The following is a 17,046-nucleotide window of genomic DNA, read 5'->3' as shown; positions in this document are numbered from 1 at the left end:
AAACAGCCTGTCCGAATTAAAACCGGACAGGCTGTTTTCAATAATGACGCATACCGTCACACATTATAAGTACCGACCACGCATGCCGAATCCAATACATGGCCCTGCATGGCAAAATGCAGCTCATTAAAGCGGAAACCGCGCGGCAAATCCAAAACAGTATCCAGCGCGTACACAATCAGTTCATAACGATGGCGGTTGTTCGGTGGTGCCATACCGCCGTAAAACGAGGCCTCTTCGATTTCAAATTTACCCAACGCGCTCGCCCAAGTGTTCGCACCCTGCGTAAAATCTGTTGCAGAAATACTCTCATTTTCTGCCACGGAAGTGCGTTTCAAATCCGAAATCAACCAATGCGTCCATACGAAACCCGATGCTGAAATGGCATCTTTGTCTTCCAACACAACGGCAAACGATTTTGTTCCTTCAGGTGCATCTTCGATCTCAAAAGGAATCGAATAAGAAGGCATACCGCTTGGGCTGAACTGGCTGCCGCGCTTGCCGTATTTATCTTCAAATTCGCCGTTGACAATAGCTTTACTGCTGATTTTCATCTTATATCTCCCAATAGTAGGTTTGTTCATTCTAACAAACACCAAGGCCGTCTGAAAGATACTGCCGTTTTCACTTTCCCGATGTCGCATTTTCAGACGGCCTCAAGCAATATTCACAATTCGATCAAACACATTTGACATTCCATAGTATAATCCGCCGCATGAAAACTACACAGGATACGCATTATGGATTGGAAAGGTCGTGAACAAAGCCAAAACGTAGAAGATCGCCGCGGAAGCCGTGGCGGCGGCGGTGGCGGCAAAACGCCGGGCATACTCGGCATTATCGTGGTTTTGGTTGGTGCATATTACGGCGTAGATTTGAGCGGTTTGGTTGGCGGCTCATCTTCGATGGGCATCCCTACCCAGCAAGCCTCCCGACTCGACAGCCAACAAGAAGCCGAATTGAACGAACTGTCCCGCGTTGTCCTTGCCGATACGGAAAAAGCATGGAGCAAATATTTCCAACAACACGGCCAACGCTATACACCGGCAACCATGGTGTTGTATGAAGGCGGTACGTCCACCGCCTGCGGTACGGGCCAATCTGCCATGGGTCCGTTTTACTGTCCGGGCGACCAAAAAGTTTATTTGGATTTGAGCTTCTATGAAGACATGCGCACCAAGCTCAAATCCGCCAGCGATGCTGCATTTGCCTACGTTATTGCCCACGAAGTCGGCCATCACGTTCAAAACCTGCTCGGCATCCTGCCTAAAGTCCACAAAATGCAACAACAAGTCGGCAAAAAAGAGGCCAATGCCCTTTCCGTCAAACTCGAATTGCAGGCCGACTGTTTCGCCGGTATTTGGGGGCACTACGCCGTCAACAACAATATCTTCAAAGCAGAAGACATTCAAAAAGCGATGCTGGCCGCTGAATCTGTCGGCGACGACCGCTTGCAGAAACAGGCTCAGGGCTATGTCGTTCCCGACAGCTTTACCCATGGCTCGTCCGAAGAACGCATGACTTGGCTCAAGCGCGGCTTGGAAAGCGGCGACATCAACCAGTGCAACACTTTCAACAATTGATTCGTCCAAGCAACACTGTTCTTTGATGTAACGACAAAAGGCCGTCTGAATTCTTCAGACGGCCTTTTAGCCGTGTTAGAATAAGCCCCATTATTTCCCCTTAAATTTAAAGGAAATCCACATGGCAAATATCGCCCGCGACATTTTCAAAGCCTACGACATCCGGGGCATCGTCGGTAAAACCCTGACCGACGAAGCTGCCTACTTAATCGGTAAAGCTATTGCTACCAAAGCCTCCGAAAAAGGCATTACCCGCATCGCACTCGGTCGCGACGGCCGTTTGAGCGGACCCGGCCTGATGGCACAAATTCAACGCGGTTTTACAGACAGCGGCATCGATGTCCTCAACGTCGGCATGGTTGCCACTCCTATGCTTTACTTCGCAGCCATCAACGAATGCGGCGGCAGCGGCGTGATGATTACCGGCAGCCACAATCCGCCCGATTACAACGGTTTCAAAATGATGCTCGGCGGCGACACGCTCGCAGGCGAAGCCATTCAAGAACTTTTAGCCGTCGTTGAGAAAGACGGTTTTGTTGCCGCCGACAAACAAGGCAGCGTAACCGAAAAAGACATCTCCGGCGAATACCACAACAACATCGTCGGCCACATCAAGCTCAAACGCCCGATGAAAATCGTGATTGACGCGGGCAACGGTGTCGGCGGCGCATTTGCAGGCAAACTCTACAAAGGTTTGGGCAACGAAGTGACCGAACTTTTCTGCGAAGTAGACGGCAATTTCCCTAATCACCACCCTGATCCTTCCAAACCGAAAAACCTGCAAGACCTCATCGTCGAACTCAAAAACGGCGATGCCGAAATCGGCTTGGCATTTGACGGCGATGCCGACCGCTTGGGTGTGGTCACCAAAGACGGCAACATCATCTATCCAGACCGCCAACTGATGCTTTTCGCGCAAGACGTGTTGAGCCGCAATCCTAAAGCCAAAGTGATTTTCGACGTCAAATCCACCCGTCTGCTCGCGCCTTGGATTAAAGAACACAGCGGCGAACCTGTGATGGAAAAAACCGGCCACAGCTTCATCAAGTCTACCATGAAAAAAACCGGCGCACTGGTTGCCGGCGAAATGAGTGGTCACGTTTTCTTTAAAGAACGCTGGTACGGCTTCGACGACGGTATGTATGCCGGCGCACGCCTCTTGGAAATCCTGTCTGCCTTCGACAATCCGTCCGAAGTGTTGAACAGCCTGCCACAAAGCATTTCCACTCCGGAACTCAACATCGACCTGCCGGAAGGTAGCAACGGCCACAAAGTGATTGAAGAGCTGGCTGCCAATACCAAGTTTGAAGGTGCGACCGAAATCATCACCATCGACGGCTTGCGCGTTGAATTCCCTGACGGCTTCGGCCTGATGCGTGCTTCCAATACCACACCGATTTTGGTATTGCGTTTTGAAGCGGATACGCAAGAAGCGATTGAGCGTATTCAAAACCAATTCAAAGCAGTCATTGAAAGCAATCCTGCATTGAAATGGCCGCTGTAAGGGTTTAGGCTAAAACAAAAGGCCGTCTGAAAATCATTTCAGACGGCCTTTTATATTAAACATTGATTATTTAAAGTTTGGAAACCAAGAATATCCCGGCTTAGTTATCCGACTTGCGCCAACTGTTGACGCATTTCATCGATAACGGCTTTGTAATCCGGTTTGCCAAAAATCGCCGAACCGGCCACAAACGTATCCGCACCTGCCGCCGCAATTTCAGCAATATTGTCTGTCTTCACGCCGCCATCGACTTCCAAGGCGATATGGCGGCCGCTTTGCCGTTCATACTCGTCCAACATCTCGCGCACTTTGCGGATTTTCACCAGCGTATTCGGGATAAAGCTTTGTCCGCCAAAGCCAGGGTTGACCGACATCAGCAACACCATATCCAGTTTGTCCAAAACGTTTTCCAGAATATTGACCGGCGTAGCAGGATTCAATACTAAACCTGCCTGACAGCCGTATTCTTTAATCAAACCCAAGCTGCGGTCGATGTGGCGGCTGGCTTCCGGATGAAAGGTAATGATATTGGCACCGGCTTTGGCAAACGCATGAATCAAATCGTCCACCGGCTCAACCATCAAATGCACATCGACCGGCACGGTTGCATACGGTTTCAAAGCCGCGCAAACCATAGGGCCGAAAGTCAGATTCGGCACATAATGATTGTCCATCACATCAAAATGAATCAAATCCGCACCGGCGCGGATAACTTCGGCAACCTCTTCGCCCAAGCGGGCAAAATCGGCAGACAAAATACTGGGTGCAATACGGTAGTCGGTCATGTTTATTCTCCTAAAGTGTGTTCCTTTTGTCATATACCTAGAAATTTAACTATCTTTTATATTTTACTGGAAACAAAGGCTGTTCTAAATTCCAAGGCAAATTTTGTTCAGAAAATATTTTTTCTATTTTCTGAACAAAAATCTCCCACCTATGATCATTCTCATCAAACTCTTCATATCCGATTAAACAACAATCCTGGCAAATAGATTTTAATTTATCAGTGCCCTCTAACATTTCTGTTGTCCAAATATCTCTTTCTTGGCATGACATTTCATTATTATCGGCAAATGATGTAAGTTCTATATTAGCAATAATCGAAAACTCATGTTCCAAAGAGTTCAATTCCCCAGAAGGAAAGTCTAAATCAATTAATGACTCTAATAAACCACACTTTATAGCTCTATAAACAAACTCAATACCGACCTGAAATAAATATTTTCTATTTTCAAGATTCATATCTAATGTCATAGGGAAAAAGTTAGATATCCCAAGCTCAATATCAGAACACCATTGCAATTTCTCATACATATTAAACAAATAACTTTGCTTTAACATTACTTAATCTCACTTTTTACTGGGAATTTTAGTTTTAATGGAACTTCATTATTCTGTTGTAGTAAAGCTGATGTCATTATCGCATTTTTAACCCTATGTTGTATGCCGCCGACAACGTCTCTGCCGTCATTTTTGTGAATTTACATTTCATATACATTAATGAAACTTATAATCACATAGTAAGGCTTTGAAAATAAATTATTAGATTACATACACATTCAAAAAAATCTAACATCATTAACAAAAGTTAACTGCATTGATACTGCCTTTCACACGCTTATCGGTTATATTTCCAAACCTGATGAAACATTAGGAAAACACCGTGTCTGTTGCACTTTCCCGCTATCCGACTTTTATTTTCTTAGCACTCGCCCTACTCTGTTCCAGCCTTCCTGCACACGCCGGTCCGTTTCTGGCCACTTTGGACGACTTCCACCCGAATTGCGACATCCGACAGCTTAATTTATCCGCCGACCAACACGCCGCCCTGCGCCGCCTGCGTACCGACTTCAAACAAATCAACGATAAAGCCTACCGCAAAACTGTACGCTCCGACCGCAACCGCCGTCAAACCATCATCAAAATCCTTTCCGGTGATTCATTCGACTCAAACGCCGCCCGCGATTATGTTGAAAACCGCTACCTCTCCAGCATGGACTATGCGGTGGATGAAATGGAAATCCAATACCGCCTCTATCATCTGCTAAATCCGCGCCAACGCCAGCAATGGTTGTCTTCATGCTTACGTTGATGGATAAATAAAAATACAAGAAGGCCGTCTGAAACCATATTCAGACGGCCTTTACTTTTTCAGCCTTAATCCAGCACTCTTTCTTCCGGCAACCGGCCTGCCCAGTCGCAGGCAAACTGCCATGCCGAGCGGCCCGAACGGCTGCCGCGCATTTGCGCCCATTGCAACGCGGCTTGGCGTACCGTATCGTCAAAAGGAACATTGAAATCTTCCAACCAGTTGGCAACAGCGGTCAGATAATCATTTTGGTCGAAAGGATAAAAACTCAGCCATAAGCCGAAGCGGTCGGAAAGGGAGATTTTCTCCTCGACGGCTTCTTTCTGATGAATTTCACCGCGAGTGCCCGTAGTACCGCCGTTTTCATCCATGTATTCGGGAATTAAATGACGTCGGTTGGAAGTGGCATAAACCAAAACATTGGTGCAACGTTGCGACAGTCCACCGTCTAAAGCAGTTTTCAAGGCTTTATAGGTTTCATCGCCGGTTTCAAACGACAAATCATCGCAGAAAACGATAAATTTCTCGGGACGTTCGGACAACAGCGTCAACAAAGCCGGCAAGCTGATTAAATCGCTTTTATCCACCTCAATCAGTCGCAGGCTGCGCTCGGCGTATTCGTGCAACAACGCTTTAACCAAGGAGGATTTACCCGTACCGCGCGCGCCGGTCATCAAGACATTATTTGCCGGACGGCCTGCCAAAAATTGCTCGGTATTACGTTTCAGCCTGTCGGTTTGCGAACCGACTGCCGCCAATCTACTCAAAGGAAACGTATGCGGACGCGGCAGGCTTTCCAAAATGCCTTTTTTTCCCACGCTGTGCCAACGGTAGGCCAAAGCGCGCCAGTCGGTTTTACCGGCTTCGTCAGGCAGGATTAAATCCAGCCGGTTTAAAACGGAATTAGCTTTTTTCAAAAAATTGGATAATTTCATTTTGGCTTTCTTTTTTTCAGACGGCCTTTTGTGCCAATACTCGCATCACGGTATCGACAACGGCTTGGGTTTGCGGATCGATTTCAATATTGATGAGGTCGCCTTCTTTGCGGCTGCCAAACAGGGTACGCTCCAAAGTCTCCGGAATCAGGTGTACGCAAAATTCGCTGTCGCTGACCTCGCCTATGGTCAGGCTGCAACCGTCCAAACCGACAAAGCCTTTGGTTAGGATATAGGGCTTTAGATTTTCCGGCAGCTCAAACCAAACGGTACGGTTGAACTCGCTGGATTCGATACGGGAAATTCGGGTAACCGCCATCACATGGCCGCTCATCACATGACCGCCGATTTCGTCGCCAAACCGCGCCGCGCGTTCCAAATTGACACTGTCGCCGACTTTCAAGCTGCCGAGATTGGTTTTACGTAAGGTCTCGTCCATCAAATCAAAGCTGACTTTGTTGCCGTCGATTCGGGTAATGGTCAGGCAGCAACCATTGTTGGCGACAGAGGCGCCGGTTTGCAGATTGTCGGCGATTTCGGGGGGCAGCTCAACTGTGTGGGTACGAAAGTCGGGCGAAGGTTGGGCGATGTCTGTAATTTTGCCCATACCTTGTACGATGCCTGTAAACATGATGTCTTCTTTCCGATGGTACGATAAGGCGGATATTGTAGCATTTTCCAGGCACAAAGGCCGTCTGAAAGCGGTGATGGCGATGGTTTGGGGTATAATCGAATTTTTATTTCCGCAGCCCGATCATGCTCAGCTACCGCCACGCCTTCCATGCCGGCAACCATGCCGATATGCTCAAGCACTTTACCCTCTTCCTCGTCCTCGAATATTTCAACCGCAAAGACAAGCCCTATTGGTATATCGATACGCACAGCGGTGCCGGTTTGTATGATTTGAGCGGCGATGAAGCGCAAAAAGTCGGCGAATACAAACAAGGCTTTGTGCTCTTGGAACAAGCTGACAAGCTGCCTGCCGAATTGGCCGAATTTGTGGGCCGTCTGAAACAAATACTGCCGCAAGACAACCTTTACTGCGGCTCGCCTTGGCTAGCACAGGCGCTCACGCGCGACAGCGACAAAATGCGCCTCTTTGAGCTGCACCCTGCCGATTTTGTCCATTTACAAAACAATATGCGCGAAGTTCGCCCTGCGCGTAAAGTGCAGGTCAGCCAAGCGGACGGTTATCAAGGTTTGATTTCACTTCTGCCTCCTCCGCCGCGCCGCGCCGCCGTCTTGATTGATCCGCCCTACGAAGAAAAACAAGACTACCGCCGTGTCGTCCAAGTCTTGAAAGATGCTTTAAAACGCTTTGAAACCGGCTGCTACATGGTTTGGTATCCCTGCTTGAGCCGCGAAGAAAGCCGCAAACTTCCGGACGAACTCAAAAAAATCGCTCCCGACAATTATCTGCACGCCGAGCTTCATGTCCATACGCCGCGCAGCGACGGCTTCGGTATGCACGGCAGCGGCATGTTCGTCATCAACCCGCCCTATATGCTTGCCGAACAGTTGCAAAACAATCTGCCCGAACTTGCCAAAATTTTGGCGCAAAATGCCGGCGCGCATTATGTATTGGAAAGCAAAACGAAATAAGCGCTGCCGTCTGAACGCATACCAAGCGCTTCGATTTTGCCGCCATACCCGTTCAGACGGCCTTAACCCTTTATACTTAAGCCTTTTTCCACTACAATTCACAACATAACAATTAACGGCCGTCCACTCATGAATATACGCACACCCCTAGCCTGCACGCTCCTGCTTTGCGCGTGCAGCGAATCAGCAAAAAACGAATTTAAAGAAGAATTTACCCAAAGTTTCCGCACCGAATTTGTCCGCTCGGCAACCGAAGCCTGCGTGGAAAAAGCCTCCGGAAAAAGCCCGTTTGATTCCGCGACCACTGAAAAAATCTGCCGCTGCATCGGCGAAAAAACAGTCGACCAAATCAATCCTGAAGAAGCGACATCGCTTTTGGGCGGCAGCGACTCCATGAGCGACGAGCTGAAAAAACGCATCAAAGACACCAGCATCGCCTGCACTAAAGAAGTTTTAGGCATGGCCGAGAGCAAAACCAAATGAACACGCCGTTTTCAGACGGCCTGAAATTGAAAAATATTCGATTCAAACTTAGGAAAAGAGTGAAACCATGAAGACACTGAACCAATTCTTAGCCCAACACCTGCCCGAACACAAACTGCCGCAAGAGCTGGCCAGCGTACTGGAATCCGTAGCCGCCGCCTGTTTGGACATCAACGCCAAAGTCCGCCTCGGCGCGCTTTCCGGCGTTTTGGGCATGGCAGGTACCGGCAACATCCAAGGCGAAGACCAAAAGAAACTTGACGTCATTGCCAACAACATCATGATTGATGTTTTAAAAGCCAATGCCAACATCGCAGGCCTTGCCAGCGAAGAAGAAGACACCTATGTCGCCACACACGAAAACGGCGGCTATTTGGTATTGTTTGACCCGTTGGACGGCTCTTCCAATATCGACGTCAACATCTCCGTCGGCACCATCTTCTCCATCTTGGCGAAACCTGAAGGCGCATTGACTACCGAATCCTTCCTGCAAAAAGGCCGCGACCAAGTGGCCGCAGGTTATGTTTTATACGGTCCTCAAACCCAACTGGTACTGACTGTCGGTCACGGCGTGTTCGTCTTCACTCTGGACGATGCCAACCAATTCCTGCTGACCAAAGAAAATCCGCGCGTTCCAGAATCTACTAAAGAATTTGCCATCAATATGTCCAACCAAAGACATTGGTTCGCCCCTGTTCAACAATACATTGACGAATTGCTGGCAGGCGAAACCGGCGTACGCGGCAAAAACTACAATATGCGCTGGGTAGCCAGCATGGTTGCCGAAATCCACCGCATCCTGATGCGCGGCGGCGTATTCATGTATCCGCAAGACAAACGCGACCCATCCAAACCGGGCAAACTGCGCCTGATGTACGAAGCCAACCCGATGAGCCTGATTATGGAACAAGCCGGCGGTGCATCAAACAACGCCATCGAAGCCATGCTCGACATTCAACCTACCGGCCTGCACCAACGTGTTGCCGTATCCATGGGCAGCCGCGAAGAAGTAGAATACGTTTATAATCTGCATCAAAAATAATCAGATGTATTGATTTCAAACCAAAAAAGGCCGTCTGAAATATGATTTTCAGACGGCCTTTTGTTAAAAAATAAAAGAAACGAAAGATTAAAAAGACAGACTCAAATCTGTCCTTTACTGTTTTCCATCTAACCTTTATTAGATTACGCCGAACGAGCCAGCTCTTCCGCTGCTTTTTGCACCCTATCCGGCGTCAGCTTGTTCAAACAATCCGTATGCCCCAACGGACATTCACGTTTGAAACAAGGTGAACAATCCAAATTCAAGCTGACGATTTTTGCCTTTTGGCTGAGAGGCGGCGTATGGTCAGGGCTGGATGAGCCGTAAACCGCAACCAATTTCCGATCAAGCGCGGCCGCAAGATGCATCAGACCGCTGTCGTTGCACACAACCGTATCGGCGCAAGACAACAAATCAATGGCTTCAGAAAGATTGGTTTTGCCACAAAGATTGGTGCAAAGGCCGTCTGAAAGTCGGTTGATTTCATCTGCAATATCAAAATCTTTTTGCGAACCAAACAGCCAAACCTGCCAGCCTTTAGCCAAATATCGGCGGCCGAGTTCGGCAAAATGACGCGCAGGCCAACGCTTGGCTGGGCCATATTCCGCACTGGGACAAAATGCCAAAATCGGTTTATCTGTCGTCAAACCATGTTTTGCCAAAGCGGCTTGACGGCTTTCGGGATCAATCTTAAAACACGGATTATCGGAATGCCCGTTAAAATCCGCTTGGGTCGGATGCGCCAGCGCAGTATAGCGGTCAACCATCAGGGGCAACGCGACCTTATCTAACTTGCGGATATCGTTCAGTAAAAAATAGCGCGACTCGCCGACGTAGCCCGTACGCTGCTTGATGCCCGTAGCCAAGGCAATAATGGCGGATTTGAGCGAACCGGGCAAAACAATCACTTGATCATAGCCTTCTTTTCCCAATTCATGCCCGATACGCCAGCGTTTTTTCAATTCCAACGCACCATGTCCAAACGGGTTTTCCATCACACGGTTGATTTCAGGCATACGCTCAAATACGGCCATCGACCATTTGGGCGCAAAAGCATCAATAGTGCAGCCGGGATGCAGCTCATGCAAACGGCGATAAAGCGGTTGGGTCATGACGCAGTCCCCAATCCAGCTTGGGGTAATAATCAGGATTTTTTTGGACATAATGGAATGTGTTTTTAATTTTGGCTTATTGTAATACGATTTTTAAAAGGCCGTCTGAAACTCGGTTTAATCGCCTAGATCAGAACGTACTGGTTGATACATATTATTTCAACAGATGCACTCTGGCTCGAGCGCGTGAAGCGTTTGTCTTCCCAATTATTCGGCAAATACCACACCCCAAATACTAAGCATAACGGCAGCAAGCAATATTTGCTTCATTTTTAAAACCTTATAAAAACAGAAAGGCCGTCTGAAATATTTTCAGACGACCTTTTTATACTCGTTTAACGATGGTAGTTAGGCGCTTCTTTGGTGATTTGTACGTCGTGAACGTGAGATTCGCTCATACCGGCAGAAGTGATTTCCACAAATTCTGCTTTCTCGTGCATTTCAGCAATATTGGCGCAACCCAAATAACCCATGCTGGAGCGCAGGCCGCCGGTCAGCTGGTGGATGATGTTCACGATCGGACCTTTGTAAGGAACGCGGCCTTCGATGCCTTCAGGAACATATTTGTCTGTGCTGTCGGTTTTGTCTTGGAAGTAGCGGTCGGCAGAGCCTTGGCTCATCGCACCCAACGAACCCATGCCGCGGTAAGACTTGTAAGAGCGGCCTTGGTAAAGTTCGATTTCACCCGGAGCTTCTTCCGTACCGGCAAACATACCGCCCAGCATGACGCTGTATGCACCTGCTGCCAGAGCTTTGGCAATATCGCCGGAGAAGCGGATACCTCCGTCAGCAATCAGGGGAACGCCTGTACCTTTCAGGGCTTCGGAAACATTGTGAATCGCAGTCAGTTGAGGCACGCCCACGCCGGCCACGATACGGGTCGTACAAATCGAGCCCGGGCCGATACCGACTTTAACGGCATCCGCACCGGCAGCGACTAAATCCAAAGCAGCTTTAGCAGTCGCGATGTTGCCGCCGATGACTTGGATGTGTGGGTAGGTTTCTTTTACCCAGCGCACGCGATCGATAACGCCTTGGCTATGACCGTGGGCAGTATCAACCACAATCACGTCCACGCCTGCTTCTACCAATGCTTTGACGCGCTCTTCGGTATCGCCGCCGGTACCCACCGCGGCACCGACGCGCAGGCGGCCTTCGGCATCTTTGTTGGCATTAGGGAATTCGGTTGTTTTCAGAATATCTTTAACTGTAATCAGACCTTTGAGTTCGTCTTGGTCATTTAACACCAAAACGCGCTCAACTTTGTGCGCATGCATGATTTCGCGGGCTTCATCGATGCTGGTACCTTCAGGAACGGTAACCAAACGGTCACGGGGAGTCATGATAGCAGAAACCGGCAGATCGACACGGTTTTCAAAACGCAGGTCGCGGTTGGTCACGATACCGACCACTTTGCCGTTTTCAACAACAGGCAGACCGGACATTTTGCGTTTGCGTTGTGCGCGCATTTCCAAGACTTCGCGGATCAATGCGGTCGGCGCAACGGTAACGGGATCTTTCACCACACCGCTCTCATGGCGCTTCACTTTGGAAACGGCACGCGCTTGCAACTCCGGCGTCATGTTTTTATGGATAATGCCGATGCCGCCTTCTTGAGCCATAGAGATGGCCAGACGCGCTTCGGTAACGGTATCCATTGCAGCAGAAAGTAGAGGGAGGTTGAGCGTGATATCGCGGGTGAGTTTGGTTTGAAGTTTGACATCTCGAGGCAGCACGTTTGAGTGCGCTGGAACCAACAAAACGTCGTCGAAAGTATAGGCTTTTTCTACAATACGCATGATGCTCGGTCTTTCAGTTTGTGCAAGATGCACGGCATTATATCACACCGGCTTGATGCTAACATTGGCAATACACGTTTTAACGTTATTTTTTTACATGATTTGATTTGGCGTACAAAAATATGCCAACGCATTGCAGTTTCAAGTAAAATAAGCCGCATGAGAACATCATTTACATAAGGGAAACCCATGAAATCTTCCGTACTCAAAACCTGTCTGATAGCAGCCCTTCTCTCTTCCGCCGCCCTGACCGGCGCGGCCGAGGTTTACACTTGGAAAGGCACATCGGGCAACAGCTATTCCGATACGCCAAACCGTCTGCAACCGAAGCGTTCCGGCGTGGTCAACATCCGCACGCACAACGTCAAACCTGCCGTTGCGCCTGCTGTTGCAGCATCTGAACCGGTTGCCGAGCAGCCCAACGAACAGGTCGCGGAACAAAACAAACAAATCGAAGAGCGCAATAAAAAAATCGAAGAGCAAAACCGCCAAAACAAGCTGGAAAACTGCAAAATCGCCAAAATCAACCGCCAAGTCGCCGAAAGCGCACGCTTGGCCAATCGCGACAGCCTGATTAAGCAATACCAAAACGACGTTAATAAATACTGCAATTAAGCTCCCAAATAACAATATCAAAAAGGCCGTCTGAAATTTAATTTCAGACGGCCTTCATTTTTCAGTCCATCAATAATACAGTTGAACCAACAACAAACCGAACGCCAGACTAAATGCCATGCTCAACAAGCCCGGAATCATGAAACTGTGGTTGAAGATGAATTTGCCGATTTTGGTCGAGCCGGTTGTATCGAAGTCGATAGCGGCAATAATCGGACCGTAGTTCGGAATGAAGAAATAGCCGTTTACCGCAACAAATGTACCGATGATGATGGGCGCTGGAATCCCCAGTTTGATGGCGATTGGGAACAGCGTCGCCACTGTCGCGCCTTGGCTGTTGACCAATACCGATAAGACAAACAGGGCAAAGGCAAAGGTCCATGGTGCAGACTCAACCAAATGGCTGACGGTCGATTCTACTTCTGTTAAGTGGCCGTTCATCAAGGTATCGCCCAACCAAGCCACGCCAAATACCGCAATCACGGCACGCATACCGGCATGGAATACCGAACCTCGGGTAATCGCATCGCCATTGGGTTTACACGCCAAAATAATCAGCGCAGAAGCAGACAACATCACGATTTCAATCGTATGCGCCATGCCCATAGGCTTAATCGCGCCATCGTGTTCAAAAGCAGGACGCAGTTCAGGCAGTGCACCCATCACAACCACCAGCAATGCCGCAGTCAAGAAAATACCGACCGACAATTTGGCTTTCGGCGAAATGGCAACATCGGTTTGTTGTTCCTCCACATCAATGTATTCTTTCACATAGTTCGGGTCTTTCAGCAAAGCCTGATAATGCGGATCGTCTTTCAATTCTTTGCCCAGTTTGTTTACGAACACGCAAGCCAAACCGATACCCAAAATCGTGGACGGAACGGTTACTTTCAACACGTCTGCCATCGTGATGTGTTGCGGCTCAAGCATGGTAACGCAGGCAACAACCGCGGCGGCAATCGGGCTGGCAACAATCGCAAATTGGGAAGCGATAACCGCCATCGTCAGCGGACGGGAAGGACGGATGCCATTGCGACGGCTGACTTCGGCAATCACGGGCAAGACCGAGTAAGCCACATGGCCCGTACCTGCCAAGACGGTAAAGGTGTAAGTTACCGCCGGCGCGATAAAGGTGATGTATTTCGGATTGCGGTGCAACACGCGCGTGGCAATCTTAATCATATAGTCCAAACCGCCACTGGCCTGCATCGCCGCCGCGGCAGACACTACCGCCATAATCATCAGCATCACATCAATCGGCGGGCTGGTCGGCTGAAGATGGAAACCAAAAGACAATACGGCCAAGCCGATGCCGCCGAGCACGCCCAAACCAATACCGCCAACCTGCGCACCAATCAGGATACACAGCAGCACAACGGCAAACTGGATAAAAAACATAGTTGACATCACAACTCCCAAAATCCGGCATTAACCGAAATAAAATTACAAACGGTCAAATTATAGAGCAAACCCTCTTTCCTAACCATACTTTACCGAACTATACATACTGATTTACATCAAATAAATAATATTCTCATTTAACCGTTAGGTTTTTAAAAACACAAAAAAGGCCGTCTGAAGATTTTCAGACGGCCTTTATGATTCAAAAAGATGATAAGGTTATTTTCCGGCTACTTCTTCATCTTTTATAAAATCCGATACGCCATGGACACAGCGGATTTTGCGTTCCGACAACGTTGCCTCCAATAAAGCATCGTTTTGCGGCAAGGAATCGCGTTCTGCCTCATTGTGCCAGAGGTGATACGCAATGCCGGCAAATTTCAAATTATGGCGTTTCATCCCGTTATGATAGCAACGGGCGACAAATTCGCTGTCTTCCCTGCCCCAACCGACAAAGCTATTGTCAAACCCGTTGACGGCCAGCGCATCGCTGCGGAAAAAGCCCATATTGCAAGTTTTGATGCCTTTGTGTTTGCGGTTGCCTTTTCGGCCTGCCAATTTGGCCAAACAACGGCAGCGCAGGGCGGAAAGCCGTTTTTCTATCCCCGAGCTGAACATAGACAAGGCAGGCAAATCGCCTTCGTCTAAAATATCCTGCGTTTTATCCTCAGTCAAAATCACGCGGGAACCCTGTATCAGACGGCCTTTGCGGGCAATCTTCAAATGATCGGCGATAAAAGACGGATCCAAAACCATATCGCCGTCAATCAACACAATATAATCGCTTTTCGCCTGCGCCAGCGCACGGTTGCGCGATTCTGCGGCACGAAAGCCTCTATCCGGCTGCCATGAATGCTTAACGGGAATACTTGTCCTGCGGCGGATAAAATCAACCACTTCGGCAGTTTCCTGCCTTGAGCCGTCATCCGCGACAATAATCTCATCCGGCAGACGGGTTTGCGATAAAGCCGATTTCAACACCAGCTCCAAAGCATCGGGGCGGTTGTAGGTGGTGATGATGAGGGAGACGGTTATCGTGCGGTTGCGCTCGTAGAGTTTGACATATTTGTAATACGAACCTTGTGCGTTGGAAACCGAAATCGTCAGGCCGTCTGCGCCATAGGCAAAACCGCGCTTGAGCAGGTAATTTTTCACAAACGATACGCCGCCATGCAGCAAAGCCTTAAACGGCGAACTGTCTTTCTTAAAACGATTTTCTGCCGCATACAGCGAGCTATACTGCTGCATTTTTTGAATCAGCCCTTCGGCGTTTTCAAAAGAATAATGTTTCAGATGGCCATCGAGTTGTTTAACCTTAGCTTCCTGCGGCAACACCAAAGACTCATGCACCTGACGGTCGGAAAAACGGCTAAATCTGCGATGATAAAGGCGTGGAATAATATCTGGATACCAGCCGCAGCCTTTAATCAGTCTGCCGTGGTAATGGTTCAGACGGGAAAGTGAAAAAATATGCTCCTTCTCATTTTCCAAAACGGCCGCACGAATGGATTCGATTAAAGCCTCATCCGCCACTTCATCGCTGTCTATGCTGAAAATCCAATCGTTTTGCGCCAGTCTGGCCGCCAGATTTTTCATCGGGCCAAACCCGATAAAGTCATGCTTGTAATAGCTGACATTGGAAAATCCCTTGGCAATTTCAAAAGTACGATCGGTCGAGCTGTTGTCCAACAGCAGGACTTCGTCAAAGTCTTTCAGCGCACTCAAAACTTCTGAAAGATAACGTTCTGAATTTTTTACCAACATGGCGGCGGTTGCCGGAATTGTGTGCATCATAAAAAGGCCGTCTGAAAAAGGAAGCTGTATTTTAACCGATATACCGCTACAATATGTCCTCCTTTTTTTCAGACGGCCTGACCCATGCAGCTTATTCTTGCCCCCATGCAGGGGCTGGTGGACGATGTGATGCGCGACCTGTTGACGAGTATCGGCGGATTTGACGAATGCGTCAGCGAATTTGTCCGCATTACGCACACGGTCCACTCACGCGCCACTTGGCTTAAATATGTTCCCGAAATCGCCCATGCCAACCGCACGCCGGCCGGCACGCCCTGCACTGTCCAGCTTTTGGGCAGCGATGCGGAAAACATGGCCGTCAATGCTTTGGAAGCCGTGCGTTTCGGTGCGGACAAAATCGACCTTAACTTCGGCTGTCCCGCGCCGACGGTCAATAAACACAAAGGCGGTGCAGTCTTGCTCAAAGAGCCGGACTTGATTTACCACATCGTCCACACCCTGCGCCAGCGCCTGCCGCAACACATTCCGCTGACTGCCAAGATGCGGCTCGGTTATGAAGACAAAAGTCTGGCATTGGAATGCGCCTCCGCGATTGAAAATGGCGGCGCATGCGCGTTAACCGTCCATGCGCGCACCAAAGTCGAAGGCTACGAACCGCCGGCACATTGGGAATGGGTGCGCAAAATCCGTGATGCAGTCAGTATTCCCGTTACCGCCAACGGCGATGTGTTCAGCCTTCAAGACTATCTCGATATTAAAACCGTCAGCGGCTGCGACAGCGTGATGCTCGGGCGCGGCGCGGTGATCCGTCCCGACTTGGCGCGGCAAATCAAACAATATGAAAACGGCGAAACAGTGAAAGACACCGACTTTGCCGAAGTCTCCTCATGGATAGTCCAATTCTTCGACTTATGCCTTGCTAAAGAAGCCAACAACAAATATCCGGTTGCCCGTTTGAAACAGTGGCTGGGCATGATGAAAAAAGAGTTTGAACAGGCGCAGGTATTGTTTGACCGCATCCGCGCCGTCAAAGAAGCGGATGAAGTAAAACAGATTCTGCTGTCGTTTGAACAAGAAATGCATTCATGATTCAAAAAGGCCGTCTGAATTTCAGACGGCCTTTGAT

17 protein-coding genes are annotated in these 17,046 nt (G+C 49.0%); 8 read left to right on the top strand and 9 right to left on the bottom strand.

Features of this window, described 5'->3' with window-relative positions; genetic code table 11:
• Window positions 1–56 precede the first annotated feature (56 nt).
• Window positions 57–554, bottom strand: coding sequence for a YbhB/YbcL family Raf kinase inhibitor-like protein (locus HMPREF3022_RS07785; protein WP_049333340.1), 498 nt, complete (start codon window positions 552–554; stop codon window positions 57–59).
• Between the two features lie 186 nt (window positions 555–740).
• Between HMPREF3022_RS07785 and HMPREF3022_RS07780 the strand changes: the two genes are divergently transcribed.
• Both HMPREF3022_RS07780 and HMPREF3022_RS07775 read left to right on the top strand, forming a co-directional pair.
• Complete coding sequence (locus HMPREF3022_RS07780) at window positions 741–1,583, top strand: KPN_02809 family neutral zinc metallopeptidase (protein WP_049333354.1); 843 nt, start codon at window positions 741–743, stop codon at window positions 1,581–1,583.
• Window positions 1,584–1,704: 121 nt separating this feature from the next.
• Window positions 1,705–3,087, top strand: a complete 1,383-nt coding sequence (locus HMPREF3022_RS07775; protein WP_049333356.1) for a phosphomannomutase/phosphoglucomutase — start codon at window positions 1,705–1,707, stop codon at window positions 3,085–3,087.
• 104 nt (window positions 3,088–3,191) lie between these two features.
• Here HMPREF3022_RS07775 and rpe read toward each other — a convergent pair whose 3' ends face one another.
• Entirely contained in the window at window positions 3,192–3,872 is a 681-nt protein-coding gene (rpe, locus tag HMPREF3022_RS07770) for a ribulose-phosphate 3-epimerase (protein WP_036490579.1), read from the bottom strand.
• Window positions 3,873–3,921: 49 nt separating this feature from the next.
• Window positions 3,922–4,428, bottom strand: a complete 507-nt coding sequence (locus HMPREF3022_RS07765) for a hypothetical protein (RefSeq protein ID WP_049333358.1) — start codon at window positions 4,426–4,428, stop codon at window positions 3,922–3,924.
• A gap of 322 nt (window positions 4,429–4,750) precedes the next feature.
• Between HMPREF3022_RS07765 and HMPREF3022_RS07760 the strand changes: the two genes are divergently transcribed.
• Entirely contained in the window at window positions 4,751–5,179 is a 429-nt protein-coding gene (locus HMPREF3022_RS07760) for a Spy/CpxP family protein refolding chaperone (RefSeq protein ID WP_049336552.1), read from the top strand.
• A gap of 65 nt (window positions 5,180–5,244) precedes the next feature.
• On the opposite strand, the gene HMPREF3022_RS07755 is transcribed toward HMPREF3022_RS07760, so the two are convergent.
• Window positions 5,245–6,111: an ATP-binding protein gene (locus HMPREF3022_RS07755; RefSeq protein WP_070765405.1), complete on the bottom strand. Its 867-nt coding sequence runs from the start codon at window positions 6,109–6,111 to the stop codon at window positions 5,245–5,247.
• A 16-nt stretch (window positions 6,112–6,127) separates the two neighbouring features.
• A complete protein-coding gene (locus HMPREF3022_RS07750; protein WP_003683409.1) occupies window positions 6,128–6,742 on the bottom strand; it encodes a riboflavin synthase in 615 nt (204 codons plus the stop codon).
• Window positions 6,743–6,867: 125 nt separating this feature from the next.
• Here HMPREF3022_RS07750 and rlmJ point away from each other — a divergent pair, with 125 nt between their 5' ends.
• From rlmJ to HMPREF3022_RS07735, 3 genes are all read left to right on the top strand, one after another.
• Entirely contained in the window at window positions 6,868–7,713 is an 846-nt protein-coding gene (rlmJ, locus tag HMPREF3022_RS07745) for a 23S rRNA (adenine(2030)-N(6))-methyltransferase RlmJ (RefSeq protein WP_070765404.1), read from the top strand.
• A 129-nt stretch (window positions 7,714–7,842) separates the two neighbouring features.
• A complete protein-coding gene (locus tag HMPREF3022_RS07740; RefSeq protein ID WP_070765403.1) occupies window positions 7,843–8,196 on the top strand; it encodes a hypothetical protein in 354 nt (117 codons plus the stop codon).
• A 67-nt stretch (window positions 8,197–8,263) separates the two neighbouring features.
• A complete protein-coding gene (locus tag HMPREF3022_RS07735; RefSeq protein WP_070765402.1) occupies window positions 8,264–9,238 on the top strand; it encodes a class 1 fructose-bisphosphatase in 975 nt (324 codons plus the stop codon).
• Between the two features lie 143 nt (window positions 9,239–9,381).
• Here the strand turns inward: HMPREF3022_RS07735 and waaF are convergent, their stop codons facing one another.
• Window positions 9,382–10,401, bottom strand: a complete 1,020-nt coding sequence (waaF, locus tag HMPREF3022_RS07730; RefSeq protein WP_070765401.1) for a lipopolysaccharide heptosyltransferase II — start codon at window positions 10,399–10,401, stop codon at window positions 9,382–9,384.
• A 284-nt stretch (window positions 10,402–10,685) separates the two neighbouring features.
• Window positions 10,686–12,149, bottom strand: coding sequence for an IMP dehydrogenase (gene guaB, locus HMPREF3022_RS07725; RefSeq protein ID WP_003678893.1), 1,464 nt, complete (start codon window positions 12,147–12,149; stop codon window positions 10,686–10,688).
• Between the two features lie 189 nt (window positions 12,150–12,338).
• Here guaB and HMPREF3022_RS07720 point away from each other — a divergent pair, with 189 nt between their 5' ends.
• On the top strand, window positions 12,339–12,764 hold the full coding sequence (locus HMPREF3022_RS07720) for a DUF4124 domain-containing protein (protein WP_070625407.1): 426 nt from the start codon (window positions 12,339–12,341) through the stop codon (window positions 12,762–12,764).
• Between the two features lie 69 nt (window positions 12,765–12,833).
• Here the strand turns inward: HMPREF3022_RS07720 and HMPREF3022_RS07715 are convergent, their stop codons facing one another.
• Both HMPREF3022_RS07715 and HMPREF3022_RS07710 read right to left on the bottom strand, forming a co-directional pair.
• Window positions 12,834–14,162 (bottom strand): anaerobic C4-dicarboxylate transporter family protein, encoded by a 1,329-nt coding sequence (locus HMPREF3022_RS07715; RefSeq protein ID WP_049333380.1) that lies wholly within the window; start codon window positions 14,160–14,162, stop codon window positions 12,834–12,836.
• Between the two features lie 222 nt (window positions 14,163–14,384).
• The gene (locus tag HMPREF3022_RS07710) at window positions 14,385–15,959 is read right to left on the bottom strand and encodes a glycosyltransferase family 2 protein (RefSeq protein WP_070765400.1); all 1,575 of its coding nucleotides are present in this window, start codon (window positions 15,957–15,959) and stop codon (window positions 14,385–14,387) included.
• Window positions 15,960–16,043: 84 nt separating this feature from the next.
• Between HMPREF3022_RS07710 and HMPREF3022_RS07705 the strand changes: the two genes are divergently transcribed.
• Window positions 16,044–17,009, top strand: coding sequence for a tRNA dihydrouridine synthase (locus HMPREF3022_RS07705; RefSeq protein WP_070765399.1), 966 nt, complete (start codon window positions 16,044–16,046; stop codon window positions 17,007–17,009).
• Window positions 17,010–17,046 lie beyond the last annotated feature (37 nt).

The organism is Neisseria sp. HMSC065C04 (assembly GCF_001815375.1).
Lineage (GTDB): Bacteria > Pseudomonadota > Gammaproteobacteria > Burkholderiales > Neisseriaceae > Neisseria > Neisseria flavescens_D.
The sequence above is the reverse complement of the archived record's forward strand: the minus strand, read 5'-3'. Positions and strand labels throughout refer to the sequence as shown.